Source organism: Longimicrobium sp., assembly GCF_048594345.1.
Taxonomy (GTDB): Bacteria; Gemmatimonadota; Gemmatimonadetes; order Longimicrobiales; family Longimicrobiaceae; genus Longimicrobium.
This window is the reverse complement of the sequence record NZ_JBMDXM010000026.1, coordinates 1-19,501: the sequence shown is the minus strand read 5'-3', so window position 1 is coordinate 19,501 and position 19,501 is coordinate 1. Positions and strand designations below refer to the sequence as shown.

The window sequence follows — 19,501 nt, the reverse complement described above, 5'->3', positions numbered from 1 at the left end:
GTTTGCGCCGCAGTCGGCGGATGCCCGCCGAGAGTCAGACCGAACCCGCCGCACACTCCCCCTCCAAGGGTTGGTGCTGGCGACAAGGATCGCGCGGCGCCTCCTTCGGATGACAAGGATCAGGCGCGATTCACCCGCTCACCCGCTCACCCGCTCACCCGCTCACCCGCTCACCCGCTCACCCGCTCACCCGCTCACCCGCTCACCCGCTCACCCGTTCACCCAAGCGGCGCGAACAGGTCGATGCTGTTCTCGTCGGGATCGTGCACCACCGCGTACCGCTGGCCCCAGAAGGCGTCCCACGGCGGCTTGAAGCCCTGGTAGCCCAGGGACGTCAGCCGCTCGTAGGTGGAATCCACCTCCGCGGGGGTGTCGCACAGGAACGCCAGGCCCATGCGGTGGCCGGTGGGCGGCTGCCAGTTGGGGTCGATCGTGCGGACGACCTCGATGGTGTCCCACATCACCCGCAACCCGCTGGGCAGCGTGGCCTCTACGTGCGGCTCGTTCTCCGCGCCGGGGGCGACCTCCAATCCCAATTCGCGGTAGAATGCCAGCGCGCGCGCCATGTCCTGCACCACGATTCCGATCGCGTCCAGTCTGGGACTCATCTTCGGTGTTCCTCCATCCATCGTCGTGGAATGCGATTCATCGGATTCGATCATCGCCTTGAGCCTCGCCAGGTCGGCGGAGACAAGGGCGGCGTCATCATCGAACTGCGCGTCCGTCCACCCGTCCTGGCGAAAGAGAGTGAACGTCAGCACGCTGCCGGTGCGGCCGGGCACCACGCGCATGGGGTTGTGAAGCTCACCGGCGGGGAGCCGCACCCAGTGGTCCAGCACGCCCAGCGCGTTGGGCGGGGCAAACCGGACGGGGACGGGTCCCTCGGCCGTGTGCATCACCCAGTGGTCGCCCTGCGGCGTGATGGCGTGGCCAAAGTTGGGCGCCCAATGCGGCAGGTTGCGCGGTTCCGCGACAAACGCGTACACGCGCTCCGGCGCGGCGCCGATGCTTACGTCCAGGATTCGTACGTCGCTCATCCCCTGCCCTTTTCTCCGGCGTGACCCGTTGCGCGAGCCCTCAAGGTAAGGCGGCGTGCATCCGCCGTATTGAACAAATCGGACATCCGAGGGGGGCTGGCGGATCAGCGGACGTCGAAGAAATCCGCCATGTCCAGCGCGGATCCGGCGCGGGCCAGGAGCGCGGCCGGGGTGCTGCCGGCCAGGTCGCGCAACTCGCGCGTCATGTGCGCCTGGTCCGCGTACCCCGCGCGCAGCGCCAGCGACGAGAGCGACGCGCCCGCCCCCGCCGCACCCGCCAGGGCCAGCAGCCGCTGAAAGCGCAGGATGCGGTGCAGCGTCTTGGGGGTGTAACCGGCGGCGGCCAGCAGGCGCCGCTGCAGTTGCCGGGGGCTCACGTATAGCGCGCGCCCCAGCTCGTGGACGCGGCCGTGCGGGTGCGCCGCCAGCCAGCGGACGGTGCCCCGCACGGTCGCGTCCGGCGGCGGCGCATCGGCCAGGTGGCGCGCCAGCAACAACCGGGCTTCGGCCACTTTGTCTACTAACGGGCCACGGTCCGCCACCGCGCTGGAAAAACTCCGCGCGAGCGCCGGCGCCACGTCGCGCAGCGGCACGTGCAGGTCGCGCAGCTCGCTGGCGTCCACCCCCAGCACCCCCGCGCACCACCCCGGCCGAAAGCGCGCGCCGACGACCTTCGTCCCTGGCGCCACGCGGGCGACCAGGGCGCGCGTCGCCGGCCCCGCGACGACGGGATCGGCATCGTTGATCCACAGGATGTCGACGCAGGCGTCCGGCAGCACCGGCTGCACGATCTCCGCGCCGTCCGCCGCCGATTCGTGGCTCCACAGGCAAACCAGCGACTCGCGCAGCGCGGGCGGCGGCGCGTCCTCGCGGTACGAAGACGCCGGGCGCGCGGCTTCCGGTGCCGGGGCGGCGGGGGGCATCGGCTACGGCGCGGGCTCGGTGGATGTGCGGCTGTGCATCCATCCAACTTTCATCCGCCGCGCGCGCATGGCAACGGTGGATGATGCGCCGTCACCCGCGCCCGGCGATGGCGTCCAGGTAGCGCGCGGCGGAACGCGCGACGGTGGCCTTTGCGTCCGTCTCCACGTGCGCATCCCACCAGGCGCCGTAGATGCGGTCGAACGCGTACGGCTCTACCGCGCCCACGATGCGGCGCACACGCTCGGCATCCAGCGGCACCTGGTTGGGAAAGCTGCGCATGAAGGTCACCCAGCGCGGGTCCGGCACAACCTGGATGGTGTCGCCCGTCAGCAGCGCCCCGCGCCCCTCGGCGCCCGAGGCCCAGTGCAGCACCGCGCTTCCTTCAAAGTGGCCGCCGCAGCGCACCAGCGTGAGCCCGCTGCCCAGCGGGTGCGTTTCGCCCTCCCAGAAGCGGATGGCGGGATCGGGCCGCATGACCCACGGGCGATCGTCCGCGTGGAGAAAGACGGGCGCGTCAAAGGCATGCGCCCACTCTACCATGCTGGCGTAGAAGTGCGGGTGTGAGATGGCGAGGGCCGACACGCCGCCCAGGCCGCGTATGATGTCGACGGTGGCATCGTCCAGCAGCGGAACGCAGTCCCACAGCACGTTCCCGGCGGCCGTGCGCACCAGCAGCGCCCGCTGCCCGATGCCCGCGCGTGGCTCCGGGCTGAGGCCGTACAGCCCCGGCTCCAGGCGGCGGAATGCGTTGCGGTGCGTGCGCCGCAGGTCGTCCAGCGTGGTCCACCCCTGTCCGGCGGGCGGAACGTACTGCCGCTCGTCTTCGCAGATGGGGCACGCGGCCGGCGGCTGCTCCGTCGCGGCGAACTGGGTTGCGCAGGTGGTGCAGATAAAGGACTTCATCGGATCTCGCGGGTTGCGGAAGGCACACGGGCCGTGACGTTCGATCGGGGAGCCCGCGCCAGCCAGGCCAGGCTTCCGTACAGAATGCCGCCGAGGAGAAACGTGGGCCACCACACCGGATCCGACGCACCGTCGACGATCGCACCCGCGACGCCCCGAAGCGTGAGCGCCACGCTGGCGGCCACGGCGGCACCGCGCGCGCCACGCCAGCGGCCAGCGCCGCCGGGCGCACGCAGCGTCAGCGCCACCACCACGCCCACGCCGCCCAGCGCGACGACGACCAGATCGTAGACGTAGCGCCAGGTGCTGCCCATGAACCGGTGATAGCTCGCCTCCCCGCCCGGAAAGCCGGCGGGGATTCCCAGCGCCCACCACACGTGCGGCGCGGCGAACAGCACGGCCCACGTGCAGGCGGCGTAGCTGACCCAGCGGCGCAACCGCATGTCTTTGGCGACGGCCATGCGATCCCTGATCCTTTCGTTTCTCGTTCCCGCTCCAAGGAGAACGATCCCTTTCGGCGGGTGCTTCTTCCTTGAGCCAGCCCACCAGCGCCTCGCCGTAGCCCCGCCGCCTCGTCCGACACCGACACCGACTCCGACTCCGACTCCGATATCGACATCGACATCGACATCGACACGATCTGGTGTCGTGGCGTGCGGCCGCAAGGGCGAATGAATTCGCAGCAACAACTACACGAATTCCGCCTTCGCGGAATGGCAGGTTTGCGGTAATTCACGTTGGGGTGCGCGTGGAGGGGACGTGGTGTGCCTCATCGTTCACACCGACCACATCACGCGGACACCGCGGGTTAAAAGCCCGCGGCTCGAACGGCCATAAGCCCCGCCCTCGGCTCGGGGAGCTCGCCCGGCGGGGCTTCACCTGCTCGTGCATCCCAGGCCACGCGATGCTCCGGACCCATCACACCATCACACCATCACACCATCACACCCGTTCACCCGTTCACCCGTTCACCCGCTCACCCGCTCACCCGCTCACCTCTTCACATTGACGCTTCCCACCCCCGCGGGTACGTTTGCCACGCACGGACCGGGCTGAATCCACCCGGTCCATCGATCACACCCGCACGCCGCGCGAGGTCCGTCTGGGCAAGCTCACCGTCCTGCTGATCACGGCTTTCGTGGACATGGTGGGCGTGCTGATGGTCATCCCGCTGCTGCCGTTCTACGCCAAGGACATGGGCGGCGGCGGGCTGTGGGTAGGCGTGCTGGTCTCCGCGTTCTCCCTTGCCCAGCTGCTGAGCGCCCCGCTGTGGGGGCGCGTTTCCGACCGCCACGGCCGCCGCCCCGCCCTGCTCATCGGCCTGGGGGCGGCGGCCATCTCGTACGTGGTGTTCGCGTTCGCCAGCAACCTGTGGATCCTGCTCCTTTCCCGCCTGGTGCAGGGCGCGGGTGGCGGCACCGTGGGCGTGCTGCAGGCCTACATCGCCGACGCCACCGAGCCGCAGGACCGCGCCAAGTCGCTGGGCTGGCTTTCGGCGGCGACCAACGCGGGGGTGGCCATCGGGCCGGTGATGGGGAGCACCAGCATGCAGCTGGGCTCGCAGGCGCCGGGGCTGCTGGCGGCGGGGCTGTGCATTATCAACATGGTGTTCGCCTGGGCGTTCCTGGCCGAGACCAATACCCCCCGAAAGCACGACGCCTCCCTTCCGCCTCCGGTCCGCGGCCGCGAGATGGCCGCGCGTGTCTTGGGCCACCCGGGCGACCCCGCGCCGCGGCTGATCTGGATCTACGCCATCGGCATGGCGGCGTTCGCGGGGTTCACCTCTACGCTGGCGCTGTTCCTGAACGCGCGCTTTGGGGTGACGGCCGAGACGATCGGCTACGCGTTCCTGTGGACGGGGAGCGTATCCGTCGTCGTGCGCGCGCTGGTGCTGGGGCGGATGGTGGACGCGCTGGGCGAGGCCAGGCTGGCGCGGCTGGGGCAGACGCTGCTGGGCGTGGGGCTGCTGCTGATGCCGTTCACCTGGCGCGTGGGCGGGGGGATGACCCTTAACCCGCCCGGCGGCGCGTGGAGCTCGCGGGTAGATGCGCGGCTGGCCGGCGTGCTGGTGGCGCTGCTGCTGATGGGGCTGCTGGCGCGCGTGACCCGGGCGATGGAGCGCCGGGAGCGCGTGCGGATGCTGGGGATGGTGGGCTTCATCATCGCGGTGGTGGTGGGCGTGCTGTTCTGGCGCGCGCCGGCGCCGCTGGCGATCGGAATGCCGGACCGCTTTCCCCTGGAGTGGAAGTTCGTGGCGCTGGCGATCGTGATCACCACGGTGCCGCTGGGGACGGCGTTCACCTTTCCCTGCGTGACGGCGCTGCTGTCGAAGGTGATCGATCCGCGGGAGCGCGGGGTGGTGATGGGGGTGCAGCAGAGCTTTGGCGGCGCGGCGCGGGTGATGGCGCCCCTGCTGGCGGGATGGATGTTCGACGCGCTGGGGACCGGGTTTCCGTTCTGGACCAGCGCGGTGTTCGTGCTGGCCAGCCTGTTCCTTACCTTCGGCATCGGCCGCGGCGAGCTGGTGTGAGGGTGTGAGGGTGTGAGGGTGTGAGGGTGTGAGGGTGTGAAGGGGGGTACCCGTTTCGACGACCCTCCCCCCCACCTCCCCGACTTCGAGGGAGGGTTGTTTACAGGCACGGCTATGGAGGAAGCGCCAACCCCTCCCCCGAAGTTGGGGGAGGGGTCGACCGCCGTTGCGAGGAACGAGCAAAAGGCCGGTCGGGGGAGAGGGCCCCCGCGGGTCGCGGCATACCCTCCGCCACCCCGTTCACCCGTTCACCCGTTCACCCGTTCACCCGTTCACCCATTCACCCGCTCACGAAAAAAGGCCGGAGCCCCCCACGGGAACTCCGGCCTCGTTCATCTTCCGATCCGCCGGTCCCGGTCAGGGGAGCGGCGCCGCGCGATCAGCGGCTGGCGATCGGGTCCGGGTTGCCGTCCGGATCGCAGGTGGCGTTGCCGCTGGTGCGGATGCTGCCCAGCAGCAGGATGCCGGCCACGTGCGGGGCGGCCATCGAGGTGCCGCTCATGCTGGTGGTGCCGCCGCCCTTCTTGGTGGAGAGCACGCTCACGCCCGGCGCGGCGTAGTCAACCGGCGGGTTGCCGTAGTTGGAGAACGACGCCATGCAGCCGTTGCTGGAGATGGCCGAGATGGTGTAGACGTTGGAGCCGTTCACGCGGGCCGGCGTGAAGTTGTTGGCGTGCGTGCCGTTGTTGCCGGCGGCCAGCACCATCTTGATCCCCGCCGACGCCACCGCCGCAACCGCCGCCTCGAGGGTGGCGTTGGTGCCGCTGCCGCCCAGGCTCATGTTGGCCACGTCGCCGCTGCGGCCGTTGGCGGCCACGTAGTTTACGCCGTTGATGATGTCGGCGTAGCTGCCGCTGCCGCTGTTGCCCAGCACGCGCACCGCGCAGACGTACGCGTTGGCGGCCACGCCCACCACGTCCTGGCTGTTGTTCTTGGCGGCGATGGTGCCCGCCACGTGCGTGCCGTGCCCGTTGCCGTCGGCCGCGGTGTTGTAGCCAAAGGCGGCGTGGCAGGCGCGGCTGGTGTTCAGGTCGGTGTGGTTCAGGTCGATGCCCGAGTCGATGATCCACGCGGTCTTGCCCGTGCCGTCGCCGGCGCCGCCGACGCGGGTGATGCCCCACGGCGTGCTCTGCGCGCCGCCGCCACCGCCGCCCGGACGCGCCTCGGCGCGGGGCAGGTCCAGCGTGACGATGTAGTCCTTCTCCACGATCTCGACGCGCGGATCAGCCACGATGCGCGACAGGCGCGCCTCGGGAATGACGGCGGTAAAGCCCGGGGCGGCGTGCTTGCGCGTGGAGTGCACCGTGAAGCTGTTGCCGCGCGCCAGGTCGGCGGTGGCGGCGTCCACGTCAACGCCGGGCTTGAAGGTCACGATGTAGAGCGGAGCGTTCTCCGAGCGGGCCAGCGACGCATCGCCGGGGGTGGCGACGGGGCCGTCTTCACAGGCGGCCAGGCTCATTGCGGCGACCAGTGCCGCCAGGGGGAAGCTACGACGCATGACGTTCTCTCCTCGGTGTGGAGAATCGGGGTGCGGCCCCGCGCCAGGCTCCCGGCAAGGGGGTGAGCATGGCGAGGCGGTCCGCGGGAGGTGGCTGGTTTTTTAGCAAGCACGGGGCCCAACACGTAAATTCCACCTAAACACCTTCAAGCCATCAACTTATCCCCCAAACGCGCACCCTGCCTGCTCCCCCGCCCCTGCACCACAATGGTGCACCCGAACCACTCCGGGGCAGGCTGCCAGGTGCGAACGAGGCGCATGGGTCCATTACGCCCCCGGATCGCCGCCCATCCGGATCACCGGCTCGGCCACCACGGGCCTTGTCCCGGTATATCCGCGCGATCATCGAGATCTATCATCCGATGACGATTGCTCGATCACCCACCCGATTGCCCCACGCCATCAGATCATCCGCCCCAATCACCCGCCCGATTCTCCAACCCGATCATCCACCCTGACGATTCGCCCGATCATCTAACCAATCATTCAACGTGATCATCCACCCCGATCATCCGTGCCAATCATCCGGTGACGGTCACCCCCGCCGATCACCGTGTCGATCATCCGCGCTCATCGGGCACCGGCGCGCCCGTCGCCACCCCGGCCCAAGCCCGAGGCTAGAAAGGCCATAAGCCCCGCCCTGGGCTCGCAGAGCTCGCCCGGCGGGGCTTCACCTGCTCGTGCACCGCCGGCCTCGCAACGCTCCGGCAGGTCCGCACCATCACACCATCACACCATCACACCATCACACCCGTTCACCCGTTCACGAAACAGGCGCGGAACTTCCTATCACTCGCACCCGTCCTGTTCCCGGGGAAGCGCGGCCCGTACATTGGCGCCCCCCAACAGCCATTCGCCGAAAAACTTGAGCGTTCCCGCAGCACCCGCCGACGCAGCCGAGCCCCAGGTGATGCCCCGCGCGCCCATGCACTGGGCGGTGCGATGGGTGTCGCCGGCCATTGGCGTGGCACTGTTCGTGGCGGCGGTGCTGGTGCTGCGCGGCGAGCTGCAGAACGTGAGCTACCAGGAGGTGCGGCAGTCGGTGCGCGGGCTGCCGCCCTCGGCCCTGCTTCTTTCCATCCTGTTCACGGCGGCCAACTACGCCATCCTGTGCTGCTTTGACCTGCTGGCGTTTCGCTACGTGGGGCGCAGGCTGAACGACTGGAAGGTGGCGGCCACCTCGTTCATCGGGTACGCGGTGGCCAACAACGTGGGGTTCGCCATCATCTCCGGCACCAGCGTGCGCTACCGCTTCTACTCGCGGTGGGGGCTTACGGCGCAGGAGATCTCGCGCATCGTGGTCTTCTACTCCGGCACCTTCTGGCTGGGCTTTCTGGTGCTGGCGGGATGGAGCATGGCGATGGACCCGCACCCAGGGCTGAGCAAAGTGCTGGGCCCCACCATGCTGGCCGTGGGCGGATGGGCGCTGCTGGGAAGCGCGCTGGCGTACGCGGTGGTGGCGGCGGTGCGCCCGGCACCGGTGCGGATGGGGCGGTGGACCATTCCGGTTCCCCGGCTGCGCATCGTGGCGTGGCAGTACGCGCTTTCCACGCTGGACTGGGCGCTGGCGGGGGCGGTGCTGTACGCGCTGCTGCCGCGGACGGAACTGACCTTCTGGGAATTTCTGAGCGCCTTTCTGGCCGCGCAGCTGCTGGGGCTGGTGAGCCACGTTCCCGGCGGCGTGGGGGTGTTCGAGGGGACCATGGTGGTGCTGCTGGACGGCTACCTGGCGCCCGGGCAGATCTTCTCGTCCCTCTTCCTCTACCGCCTGATCTACTACGTGCTGCCGCTGGGCGCCGCGCTGGCCATTCTGGTGGCGGACGAGGTGCGCCTGCGCCGGCACCACTTCGCCAAATGGGGAAGCTGGTTCGGCTCCATTTCGCAGCAGGTGGCGCCGCGCGTGCTGGCGATGTTCATCTTTCTGGCCGGCGCGCTGCTGCTGGTGTCCGGCGCGACGCCCACGGAGCCGCACCGGCTGGCGTGGATCGACCGGCACGTGCCGCTGGTGCTGGTCGAGGCGGGATACCTGATCGGCTCGCTGGCGGGGGTGGGGCTGCTGATCGTTTCGCACGGGGTGGCGCGGCGGCTGGACATCGCCTTCGTGTTCGCGATGACGTCGCTGGGGCTGGGGATCGCGGCGTCGCTGCTCAAGGGCGCGGACTACGAAGAGGCGGCGCTGCTGGGCGCGCTGGCGGTGGCCCTGTTCGCCAGCCGCCCGGCGTTCGACCGCAAGGCGGATTTCTGGGCTGCGCGCTTTTCGCCCGGGTGGATCTTTGGCGTGGTTTCCGTCGTGGGCGCGGCGGTGTGGCTGGGGTTCTTCGCCTTTCAGCACGTGGAGTACAGCGACGAGCTATGGTGGCGGTTCGCGCTGAACCAGGACGCCCCCCGCGCGCTGCGAGCCACGATGCTGGCCGTGGTGCTGATGCTGGCCTTTGGCGTCCTCCGCTTTCTGCGCCCCGCCCCACCCACGCTGACGAGACCGACGGAAGAGGAGCTGGAGGCGGCGCGGCCGCTGATCGACACCCAGACGTCGACCGTTCCCTACCTGGTGTACCTGCGCGACAAGACGCTGCTGTTCAGCGAGGACGGCCGCGCCTGCCTGATGTACGCGGTGCACGGCCGCACCTGGGTGGCCATGGGCGATCCCGTGGGCGACCCGCGCTCGGTGACGGGGCTGATCCGCCGCTTCTTTGAACTGTGCGACGACTACGGCGGCGTTCCCGTCTTTTACCAGGTGGGCAAGGACAAGCTGCACCACTACGCGGACTTTGGGCTGGCGTTCGCCAAGCTGGGCGAAGAGGCGTGCGTGGACCTGCACGGCTTTAGCCTGGACGGCGCGGAGAACAAGCCGTTTCGCCTGGTGCTGAACCGCTTTGGCCGCAGCGGGATGACCTTTCGCGTGGTGCCCGTGGAAGAAGTGGACGCGCTGATGCCGCGGCTGCAGGAGGTGTCGGACGCGTGGCTGCTGGAAAAGCGCGCGTCGGAGAAGGGCTTCTCGCTGGGCTTCTTTGCGCCGGAGTACGTGCGCCGCTTTCCCGTGGCGGTGGTGGAAGAGGAGGGGCGCATCGTCGCGTTCGCCACGGTGTGGCCGGGGCCGGCAAAGCAGGAGCTTTCGGTAGATCTGATGCGCTACCGGCCGGACGCGCCGCGCAACGTGATGGAGGCGCTGATGCTGAACCTGATGCTGTGGGGCAAGGCGGAGGGGTACGCCCGCTTCAACCTGGGGATGGCGCCGCTCTCCGGGCTGGAGCCGTCGCCCGTGGCACCGGTGTGGACGCGGATCGGAAACTTTCTATTTCAGCGCGGCGAGGTGCTGTACAACTTTCAGGGGCTGCGCACCTACAAGGAAAAGTTCCACCCCAGCTGGGAGCCGCGCTACCTGGCCTACCCGGGCGGGCTGGCGCTGGCCCGCATCACGGCGGACGTGTCGGCGCTCATCGCCGGCGGGTACCGCAAGATCTTCCGGCGCGGCCGGGGCGGCGGATGATCCGCATCGCGGCGCTGACGGCGTTTCTTCTGGCGGCGGGAAGCTGTACCGGGTGCAGCCGCGTCCGCATCCCCGAGACGCCGGGGATGGAGGATGGGCGGATGCGGTCGCTTCCCCTGCGCGCGCTCCCGGCCGCGGAAGGCGGCACCGGCCGCGCCTTCGCCATCGTGCTTACGGGCGACGGGCCCACGGGAGGGACGGGAAAGCTCGTCGCGGCGGACCTGGCGGCGCACGGCATCCCCTCGGTGATCTGGCACTCGCTGCGCTACTACTGGTCGCCCAAAACGCCGGAGCAGTCGGCGCGTGACCTGGACGCCGTCATCCGCCAGTACGGCGAGGCGTGGGAGCGGGAGAAGGTGGTCCTCGTGGGCTATTCGATGGGGGCCGACGTGCTGCCGTTTCTCATCAACCGGCTGCCGGACGACACGCGGGCGCGCATTGGCGGGGTGGCGCTGCTGGCGCTGGCGCACGACGCGGTGTTCGAGTTCCGCATCGAGCAGTGGTGGACCACGTCCAGCGCGCCGCGCTACGCCACGCGGCCGGAGGTGGAGAAGCTGGCGGGGCTTCCGGTGCTGTGCGTGTGGGGCCGCGGCGACGACAAGGCGGCGTGCCCGGCCATGGCGACGGCGCCGCTGACGGTGATCGGGCTGAAGGGCGGCCACCACTTTGAGGGGGACCGGCCGCGGCTGATGCGGGTGGTGCGGGAGCTGGCGGAGCGGGCGAACGGGGGGCCCGCCAACTAGCACGCACGAAGATTGCACGGAGGCGGCCGCGTCCGCCCACTGTGGGCGAGAACACCCTCACTAATCTGGTTGGAGGTGCGCAGATGAAGAAGCTCCTCGTACTGGCGGCGGCAGCGCTGCTGGCCGCTGCCCCCGCCGCCGCGCAGCAGGATGCGCAGTCGCCCAACGGCGATCAGGCGACCATCGAGCAGGTTGCCGCGCCGCAGGAGAACACGCAGCCGGTGCCCGCGCCCTCCATCTTCGTGAGCCGCGAGGAGATCCAGCAGCGTGTGGCCGCGCAGGAAGCGGCCAAGAACGGCGAGAGCGCCCAGATGAACCAGAGCTTCTGGTACCTGGTGGCGGCGATCGCGCTGGGCGTGCTGGTGGCGCTGCTGCTGGTGGACTGAGCCACACCGATCGACGAGACGCTACACACAAAGCCCCGCCGCGACACATCGCGGCGGGGCTTTGTGCCCTCACCCGCTCGCTAAGGCTCGCACCCTCTCCCGCAAGCGGGAGAGGGTATAAACGTCGCACAACCCGCGGTGCGCTTCCGCGGTTGTGCAGCCCGTCGACGCGCCTCACAGCCCCACGCGCGCAGGCCCCGTCCACGCGAGCAGGTGAAGCCCCGCCGGGCGAGCTCCGCGAGCCCATGCGAGGCTTATGGCATCTCTAGCTCCGGGCTTTAGCCCGGGGTGGTGGCGGGTCAAAGCACCGCCCGTTCACCCATTCACCCGTTCACCCCGTCACTCCGTCACTCCGTCGGATTCTCCGGGGGTGCCGGGCGAACGGAAAAGCCGTGGATGATCCCCTCGGCATCGGTCACGATGGTGACGTTGACGTTCATGGGCGCGTTGGCGAAGCGGGCCGTGCGCACGTACACCGTCATCCCCGGCGCGGGCGTGGGGTCCAGGATGCGCTCGGACACCACCTCGGTTTCGGCGCCGAGCTGGGTCTGGACCTGCGTGCGCATCCCGGCAAAGGCCTCGGCCGTGGGGATGGCTTGGCGCATCTCGGGGGAGAACCTGGTGAAGAGGCTGTCCGTCTGCCCCTCGTACAGCCACTGCGTGTAGCGCCGGCCCAGCTCCATCTGCGACGAATCCGCCGTCTGTGCGTTCAGCGGGGCGGCGACCAGGATCGCGACCGCGATGATCCATCTGCGAAGTACCGCCATCTTGCCTCTCAACTGCTTTGGTGGGATGATGCCGTAACCCGGCACGCTCAGGAAACGTTTGCCGGGAGCCACAAGTTTCACCACGGAGCGATATCTGAGCAAGCCCGGGACGCGCGCGCCGTCGCTGATGCGCGGCAACGTGCTGTGGCTGAGCGCCGCCTCGTTTCTGAACGATGCCGCCAGCGAGATGATCTATCCCCTGCTCCCGCTGTTCCTGGCCGGGACACTGGGGGCGGGCGCGGCGTTCGTGGGGATGGTGGAGGGGGCGGCGGAGAGCGCGTCCAGCCTGCTCAAGCTGGCCAGCGGGTGGATGGCGGACCGCACCGGCAAACGGAAGCGGCTCACGGCGATCGGCTACGGGATCGCGGCGCTGGGGCGGCCGCTGGTGTCGGTTGCGGCGGTGGGGTGGCACGTGCTGGCGGTGCGGCTGCTGGACCGCGTGGGCAAGGGGATCCGCACCGCCCCGCGCGACGCGCTGCTGGCGGAGTCCGTTCCGGAAGCCCGGCGCGGCGCCGCGTTTGGTCTGCACCGCGCGGCGGACCACACGGGCGCCGTGGCGGGCCCGCTCATCGCGTCGGCGCTGCTGCTGGTGCTGGACGGCGACCTGCGGACGGTGTTCGCCCTCGCCGTGATCCCCGGGCTGCTGACGGTGGCCGTGGTCGCGTGGAGGGTGCGCGAGACCGTGCCCGCCCCGCGCCCGGCGGACGCCCCCGCGCCGCCGCTCCCCCGCCTGCGCGAGCTGGGGCCCGTGCTGCCGCGCTATCTGGGCGTGCTGGTGCTGTTCACGCTGGGCAACGCGTCGGATGCGTTTCTGCTGCTGCGCGCCAGCCAGGTGGGCGTGCCTACGCCGGCCATCCCGCTGCTGTGGGGCGCGCTGCACGTGAGCAAGGCGGCGTGGAGCGTATGGGGCGGGCGGTGGAGCGACCGGGTGGGCGCGCGGACGGCGATCATCACCGGCTGGCTGGTTTACGCCGCCGTGTACGCGGGATTCGCGTTTGTGGACGCGCAGTGGCAGGTGTGGGCGCTGTTCATCGTCTACGGCCTGTTCTTTGGATTGACGGAAGGACCGGAGAAGGCGCTGGTGGCGGGGCTGGCGCCGGCGGGGCTGCGCGGCAGCGCGTTTGGCGCGTACCACGCGGCCATCGGGCTGGCGGCGCTGCCGGCGAGCGTGGTGTTCGGCATCGTGTGGCAGTCGGTCAGCTCCCAGGCTGCATTCGGCATGGGCGCCGCCATCGCGCTCATGGCCGCGCTGCTGCTTCCCCTCGCGCTTCCTCGCGCACGCAAGCATCCCAACTGATTGGCCTCACACGGAGTCAACGGAGTTAACGGAGTTTCTACGAGGCGTTCCGAGATCACGGAGCGCATCATCAAAGAAAGAAAGAAAGAAAGAAGCCTCACACAGAGTTAACAGAGTCAACAGAGTTCGTACGAGGCGTCCGGCTGATTCCGCTGCAATCGAAGGAAACGGTACGAGAAAACTCTGTTGACTCTGTTAACTCTGTGTGAGGAATTGCTTTGAGAGTTTGAAGAAGAGAAGGGCCAGCGGAAACGGTTCGTACAAACTCCGTTAACTCCGTTGACTCCGTGTGAGGCCTTCTTTCCTCAGTCCGCGGCGTTCTCGATGGCGGGGGAGACGGGACGGCCGAGGGGGAGCGTGAGGGTAAAGACGCTGCCCTGGTCCTCGACGCTGCGGGCGGTCAGGTCGCCCTTCATGGCGCGGGCCAGGTCGCGGCTGATGGCCAGGCCCAGCCCCGTGCCCTCGGCCGAGCGGGTGAGCGCCGGATCCACCTGGACAAAGGGCTCGAAGATCGCCTCCAGCTTGTCCGCCGGAATGCCCCGCCCCGTGTCGCGCACGTGGATGCGCACCGAGCCGTTCTGCACCTCCCACGAAAGCTCCACCTCGCCGCCGCGCTCCGTGAACTTGACCGCGTTGGAGAGCAGGTTGAGCACCACCTGCTCCATCCGCTCGCGGTCCGCCCGCGTGGTCACGAACGGGTCGCCGCCGCCGTAGCGGTAGCGAAGGCCCTTGGCGCGCAGCTGCGGCTCCACCAGCGCCTCCACGGCGGAAAGGGTGGCGTCCAGCGGCACGTCGCCCACCTCGTACTGCACCTGCCCGGCCTCGATCTTGGCGAAGTTCAGCACGTCATTGATCAAGCCCAGCAGGTGCGTCTGGTTGCGGTGGATCTTGTCCAGCGCCTCGCGCTGCGCATCCGTCACCGGGCCGTGGATCCCCATGTCGATGAGCTGCGTGTACCCCGCGATGGCGTTCAGCGGCGTGCGCAGCTCGTGGCTCATGGTGGCCAGGAAGGCGCTCTTGGCCGCGTTGGCCTCGTCCGCCGCCTCGCGGGCGCGCTCCGACTCGCGGGTGCGCTCGGCCAGGTCCTCGTTGGCGCGCTGCAGCTCGTCGTGCGCCATCTCCATCTCCGCCTGCGCTTCTTCCAGCTCCGCCGTCTGCTGCTCCAGCTGGTGGCGCGACTCCTCGGTCTCGGTGTACAGCCGCGCGTTGTCGATGGCGACGGCCGCGCGCCGCGCCAGCTCCTCGGCCAGCGCCAGGTCCGCCGGCGTGTGGCTGCGGCCGCTTTCCGCGTGCACCAGGCTGAGCGCCCCCAGCACCCGCCCTCGCGCGGTGAGGGGGACGCAGACGTACGAGCGCAGCCCCAGCGCGTGAATCATCCGCAGGTGCTCGGGGTCGCGCGCGGCGGACGTCAGCAGCTCGGGGGGGATGTCGGGCATCATCTCCGCCTCCCCCGTCCGCAGCACGTGGTGCACCCCCATGGGCGCCGCGCGGTCAGAGGGCCAGCGCTCCTCGATCTCCATCGCCAGCCGCACCTTGGCGGGGTCCACGTGCTCCACCGCCAGCCGCTCCAGCTCGCCGTCGTCCGTCAGCACGTCCACCGCGCACCAGTCCGCCAGGCGGGGAACGGCCAGCCGCGCCACCGTGCGCAGCGTGACCCCCGTGTCCAGCGACGAGGCCAGAACGCGGCTGGCCTCGGCCAGAAAGTCGCGCGCCGCCTCCACCTGCCGCCGCTCGGTCACGTCCGTCACGGCACCCACCCACTCGCGCACGCGGCCGCCGGTTTCCATCACCGGCACCGCGCGGACGGACACGTTCCGCCAGGCGCCGTCGGCGCGGCGCAGGCGAAACTCCAGCTCCATCACCCGCTGGTCGCTCACCGCGCCGCGCCACTCCGCCGCCACCCGCGCGCGGTCGTCGGGGTGCACGGAATGGAGCCATCCACCGCCGCGATGCTCTTCCCACGGGGTGCCGGTGTACGCGGCCCAGCTGGGCTGCGTCTCCACGAAGTCGCCCTCGGCGCTGGTGGTCCACACCACCTGCGCGCTGGCGACGACCAGCGAGCGGAAGCGCGACTCGCTGCGGCGCACCGCCTCGGTCTCAGCGTCGCGAAAGCGCAGCCGCCGGTCCACGCGGGTGGTGAGCAGGGTGATGGCCAGCAGCACCAGCGTTCCCGCGATGACGCCCGCGGCCAGCCCCTCCGTCCGCAGCACGTGGTCTTCGGGCACCGTCACCGCGTCGTCGGCGAGCGGGGCAAAGCGCGCGGCCGCCATAGCGGTGTAGTGCATCCCCGCGATGGCGCCGCCCATCACCACCGACGCCGCCAGCCGTCCGTACTGCCCCCGCGGCGTCTCGTCCGCGCGAAAGGCCAGAAAGGTCCAGATGGCCGCGCTGGCCGCCGCGATGGCGATGGCGACCGAGGCCGCCACCAGCACGGGGTCGTACGAGATGCGGCCGGGAAGCCGCATGGCCGCCATCCCCACGTAGTGCATCCCCGCGATGGCGATCCCCATCAGAACCCCCGCCACCGTGCGGGCGGACGCGGGGACCGAGGCGCGGCCGGCCACCCACAGCGCCAGCAGCGAGGCGCCCACGGCCACCGTCATCGACAGCAGCCAGAGGGGGACGTCGTAGGTGACGGGAACGGGGAGCCGGTACGCCAGCATCCCCACGAAGTGCATGCTCCAGATGCCGATGCCCAGCGCCACGCTGCCGCCAGCCAGCCACGCCATGCGAAAACGCCCGCGCGCGGCGTTCACGCGAGCCGAAAGGGCCAGCGCGGTATAGGATGCCAGAACGGCGATCACTATGGAAAACGCCACGAGCGCGGCGTTGTGGCTGCCCTTCATGTGTCAGTGGCACTGCCTGGGAGAAGCGAATCCCCGCGCCCGTAGATGCGCAAGAAGGGTTCCCCGGGGTCAGGCTGTTTAACACGGCGGAATCAGATCTCTGGCGGGAACGCATGGAGGACCGTCATTCGATGTGTGACTGCGGGAATCCGTGCATCGTCCGATCATCACGCAGACGATCGGAATCATCCCGGATCCGCAAAAAATGGCCTCATATCACACGGAAACGGAGTTGCCGGAGTCAACGGAGTTTCCTCGCGGCGCTTCCGCATGCACTCGAGATCCAGCGCCCGGGTTCGTGGGCGGAGGCCGGAGACGCGCGAGGTGTAGAAGCGGAGGGAACGGTAGAGGGATGGAAGCACGGTAGGGAGCAATCCGCGTTTTGCAGCGACGGCATCATACGGAGCCGGTCTTTTGACGTGGAGGATATCGCTCGAGGCCGCGCTAAAGCGCCGAACACGGAAGAAGACCGCGCCCGTCCAGCTATCGCTGGACGGGCGCATGAGTTCCACCAGTCGCCCCCAGCAGGTCGATCCTCAGCCGGCGAACGCGGTGCGCATGAAACACGGCGGACTTGCTGGACAAACCGCATCCGCGACACTGCAGTTTAGGGTACGTACGGCAGTACGTATGGCGTGGTGCGCCAGGGGGTGTAATCCAGTGGGCCGCTGATCCCATCCCCACCGGGACTGTTCGGTCCGGAACGGCTTCCCCACCAATTGTTCTTGACGTCTACGTTATGTCCCGTGGAGTTAAGGATTCCCGGCCCCTGGTTGTTCACCAGATTGCAATTGTGAATTGCCACCCAGTAGTAGTTCATGAGAATCCCTTCCTTGTCTCCGCCGCGGACCTCGCACGAGACCACGACCGAGGTGGACGACCCGATGTACAATCCCGGCCCAGCAGGAGCAGTGATGCGCGTACTCTCCAGGCGTACGTTACCACCCACCTGCACGGCAGGCGAGTTAGCGTCCAGCGTGGTGTCTACGCGGGTGCGGCTGAGCCGAGAGTTCAACGAGTACAGGCTCACGGCGCGCCCCGATTGCCGGATCACCGAGCTGTCCACAATTACCTGGTGGGGATTATGGGCGACGATGGCCGTGGAGTTCACGCTCACGTGCTCGATGTGCGTGTTGGTGACATAGCTGAGCGCCGCCGCCGATCCGCTGAACTGCAGGCCATTCCACCCCTCTGCGGGATCGTCTGCGGTGAATCGCACCGGAAGGCCGCGCTTGCCCCGTGAGACCAGGCGTCCTCCGTTGTTGAAGGTCAGTCCAGCGGACCCGCGAAAGACCAGCGACGCTCCGGCCTGAGCCGTTAGCACCCCCGCCGAACCCACGTTGGTTCCCCATGAGTCGATTAGCAACGGAAGTCGCGGCCCTACGGTGAGCGGTGACCGGAGTTCGCCGTTCAGGACGATTACCGTATCCCGTGCGTTGCCGCGCAAGTCGTCCTGCAACGCCGGAGTAGCGTATAGCTTAGCCAGGACGGGAAGCGGCATCTCTCCCCCATAGCTGCGGCCGGCGACCACACGCGGCCCCCTGCTGGAGGCATGAATCAGATGCGTCTGCACCTGCAGGCCGACGCCACCACTCCCTTCGACCCGCCCATCCAGTATGAGCACGTTGCTGCCCCGTACCCGCACGCCGACGCCCGCCGAGCGGCGCACGACCACCTGCTCAAAGCGGGCTCCGTTCTCGAGATAGATCGCAGCATTGTTGCGGTTGGTGGTGGTGTCCACCCGGCTACGGCGCATATACGAGCCCGGCGAACGCAGCTCAACGGCCCACCCACTCTGCCGGATGACGGCGCTGTCCAAGGTGACGGGGTGATAGCTGTTTGTGGTAACGGCCACCGCGTTGAGAGCGACGTGCTCGATGCGCACGAAGGTCAAGTAGCTGCTGATCGCGGGAGAACCCTCGAAGCGCAGGCCGCTCCACCCCCGCGCGGGGTCACGCGCTGTGAATATGATACGCGACGTATCCTGTCCGCGTGCATGTAGACGGCCGCCGTTGTTAGCATAGATACCCATGCCAGGCTCGAAGCAGATCACGACCCCCGGCTCAATGGTCAGCAGACCGCCCGTATTCACGTAAATCCCCCCCATTACACGGTGGGGGCTGGTGGCGCGCGTCCATCGTTGCGCTGTGGTGATGGTCGTGGCCGCGTGCGTTTGACCACCGGACCCGGCACATGCGGGGGTAATCAGCATTGAAGGCCCGTTTGGGGTCGCGGACGGACCACTCTCCGTGACGGTGGGTGCGTCGCACCCGACCAGCAGGGCCGAGGCAATCAGGAATACCGTGACGGGCGGTAGAACAACCTTGCTACGCTCGTGCATTGATGATCCTCCTGCAAAATAAAGTATGAAGGTGACAGTGTTACTCCAGACGGAACAGGAACGAAGATGCGGGGCATGAACAGCCGGCGTGCGGAATCAGGATAAGCCTACACCGCTCGTTATGCAACGGTTTTAAGGAGAAGTGCGGATCGGGAATTGGGTTCCAGGGGGCCCTGAAGCCCGTCGATCGCACCACCTGATGCGCGATCTGGAGAATCATCCGCCCGCTCCACGGTCGGGGGGGCGGCCCCGGATCTCGCACCCGCGACGCGGCGCGCGTAGATTGCCGCGAACCAAGCAAGCCACGCATTCGTCAGCACAGGAACGGGAGATGAGCACCGCCGTCCAGCGTCGCGGATCCACGTTCATCCACATCTTCGCCGTGCTCGCCCTGGCCGTCCTGCTCGGCGCGTGCGGCGGCGGGTCGGGCGGCGGCGACAAAGCCGTGGACCCAGGCCGCGCCAAGTACGAAGAGGACAAGAAGCACTGCGAATCCGTGTCCGCCATCGAGGCCGCGCAAAAAAGCTGCATGACCTACCGCGGCTGGCCCGACGGCAAGTACCGGCGCTGAACAGAAGAATCACGCGGAGGGGGGGGGGGGCGGGCGGGGGGTGGGATGGATGGGGGCCGGCGCCGGCGCGGTGCTGCTGGCCGCGGTTCCCGCGCTCTCCGGCCACGCGGCGTCCGTGGGGCGGCTGAACGGCGTGGCCATCCTCAGCGACACGGTGCACGTGCTGGGCGC

The 19,501-nt window shown here is 69.0% G+C and carries 14 protein-coding genes; 6 read left to right on the top strand and 8 right to left on the bottom strand.

What is annotated here, in order from left to right:
* Positions 1–218: 218 nt before the first annotated feature.
* From ACOJUJ_RS02665 to ACOJUJ_RS02650, 4 genes are all read right to left on the bottom strand, one after another.
* Positions 219–608 carry a VOC family protein gene (locus ACOJUJ_RS02665; protein WP_420125356.1) on the bottom strand — a complete coding sequence of 130 codons (390 nt, stop codon included), beginning with the start codon at positions 606–608 and terminating at the stop codon, positions 219–221.
* 533 nt (positions 609–1,141) lie between these two features.
* Entirely contained in the window at positions 1,142–1,960 is an 819-nt protein-coding gene (locus ACOJUJ_RS02660; protein ID WP_420125299.1) for a DUF6597 domain-containing transcriptional factor, read from the bottom strand.
* Positions 1,961–2,051: 91 nt separating this feature from the next.
* Positions 2,052–2,864, bottom strand: coding sequence for an MBL fold metallo-hydrolase (locus ACOJUJ_RS02655; RefSeq protein ID WP_420125298.1), 813 nt, complete (start codon positions 2,862–2,864; stop codon positions 2,052–2,054).
* Positions 2,861–3,325, bottom strand: coding sequence for a hypothetical protein (locus ACOJUJ_RS02650; RefSeq protein WP_420125297.1), 465 nt, complete (start codon positions 3,323–3,325; stop codon positions 2,861–2,863). Before ACOJUJ_RS02650 ends, ACOJUJ_RS02655 begins: the two co-directional genes overlap by 4 nt.
* 572 nt (positions 3,326–3,897) lie before the next feature.
* On the opposite strand from ACOJUJ_RS02650, the gene ACOJUJ_RS02645 reads away from it, so the two are divergent.
* Positions 3,898–5,394 carry an MFS transporter gene (locus ACOJUJ_RS02645; RefSeq protein WP_420125296.1) on the top strand — a complete coding sequence of 499 codons (1,497 nt, stop codon included), beginning with the start codon at positions 3,898–3,900 and terminating at the stop codon, positions 5,392–5,394.
* Between the two features lie 379 nt (positions 5,395–5,773).
* On the opposite strand, the gene ACOJUJ_RS02640 is transcribed toward ACOJUJ_RS02645, so the two are convergent.
* Positions 5,774–6,892 (bottom strand): S8 family serine peptidase, encoded by a 1,119-nt coding sequence (locus tag ACOJUJ_RS02640; RefSeq protein WP_420125295.1) that lies wholly within the window; start codon positions 6,890–6,892, stop codon positions 5,774–5,776.
* Between the two features lie 865 nt (positions 6,893–7,757).
* Here ACOJUJ_RS02640 and mprF point away from each other — a divergent pair.
* The 3 genes from mprF to ACOJUJ_RS02625 all read left to right on the top strand — a co-directional run bounded on the left by mprF (position 7,758) and on the right by ACOJUJ_RS02625 (position 11,508).
* A complete protein-coding gene (gene mprF / locus ACOJUJ_RS02635; RefSeq protein ID WP_420125294.1) occupies positions 7,758–10,379 on the top strand; it encodes a bifunctional lysylphosphatidylglycerol flippase/synthetase MprF in 2,622 nt (873 codons plus the stop codon).
* Entirely contained in the window at positions 10,376–11,122 is a 747-nt protein-coding gene (locus ACOJUJ_RS02630; RefSeq protein ID WP_420125293.1) for an AcvB/VirJ family lysyl-phosphatidylglycerol hydrolase, read from the top strand. The genes mprF and ACOJUJ_RS02630 overlap by 4 nt, the downstream gene beginning before the upstream one ends.
* A gap of 83 nt (positions 11,123–11,205) precedes the next feature.
* The gene (locus ACOJUJ_RS02625; protein WP_420125292.1) at positions 11,206–11,508 is read left to right on the top strand and encodes a hypothetical protein; all 303 of its coding nucleotides are present in this window, start codon (positions 11,206–11,208) and stop codon (positions 11,506–11,508) included.
* A gap of 347 nt (positions 11,509–11,855) precedes the next feature.
* Here ACOJUJ_RS02625 and ACOJUJ_RS02620 read toward each other — a convergent pair whose 3' ends face one another.
* Entirely contained in the window at positions 11,856–12,275 is a 420-nt protein-coding gene (locus tag ACOJUJ_RS02620; RefSeq protein WP_420125291.1) for a hypothetical protein, read from the bottom strand.
* A 127-nt stretch (positions 12,276–12,402) separates the two neighbouring features.
* Here ACOJUJ_RS02620 and ACOJUJ_RS02615 point away from each other — a divergent pair, with 127 nt between their 5' ends.
* The gene (locus tag ACOJUJ_RS02615) at positions 12,403–13,572 is read left to right on the top strand and encodes an MFS transporter (protein ID WP_420125290.1); all 1,170 of its coding nucleotides are present in this window, start codon (positions 12,403–12,405) and stop codon (positions 13,570–13,572) included.
* A 305-nt stretch (positions 13,573–13,877) separates the two neighbouring features.
* Here the strand turns inward: ACOJUJ_RS02615 and ACOJUJ_RS02610 are convergent, their stop codons facing one another.
* Positions 13,878–16,418, bottom strand: a complete 2,541-nt coding sequence (locus ACOJUJ_RS02610; protein WP_420125289.1) for an MHYT domain-containing protein — start codon at positions 16,416–16,418, stop codon at positions 13,878–13,880.
* A gap of 607 nt (positions 16,419–17,025) precedes the next feature.
* On the bottom strand, positions 17,026–18,759 hold the full coding sequence (locus ACOJUJ_RS02605) for a right-handed parallel beta-helix repeat-containing protein (protein WP_420125288.1): 1,734 nt from the start codon (positions 18,757–18,759) through the stop codon (positions 17,026–17,028).
* Positions 18,760–19,090: 331 nt separating this feature from the next.
* Between ACOJUJ_RS02605 and ACOJUJ_RS02600 the strand changes: the two genes are divergently transcribed.
* Positions 19,091–19,330, top strand: coding sequence for a hypothetical protein (locus ACOJUJ_RS02600; protein ID WP_420125287.1), 240 nt, complete (start codon positions 19,091–19,093; stop codon positions 19,328–19,330).
* Positions 19,331–19,501 lie beyond the last annotated feature (171 nt).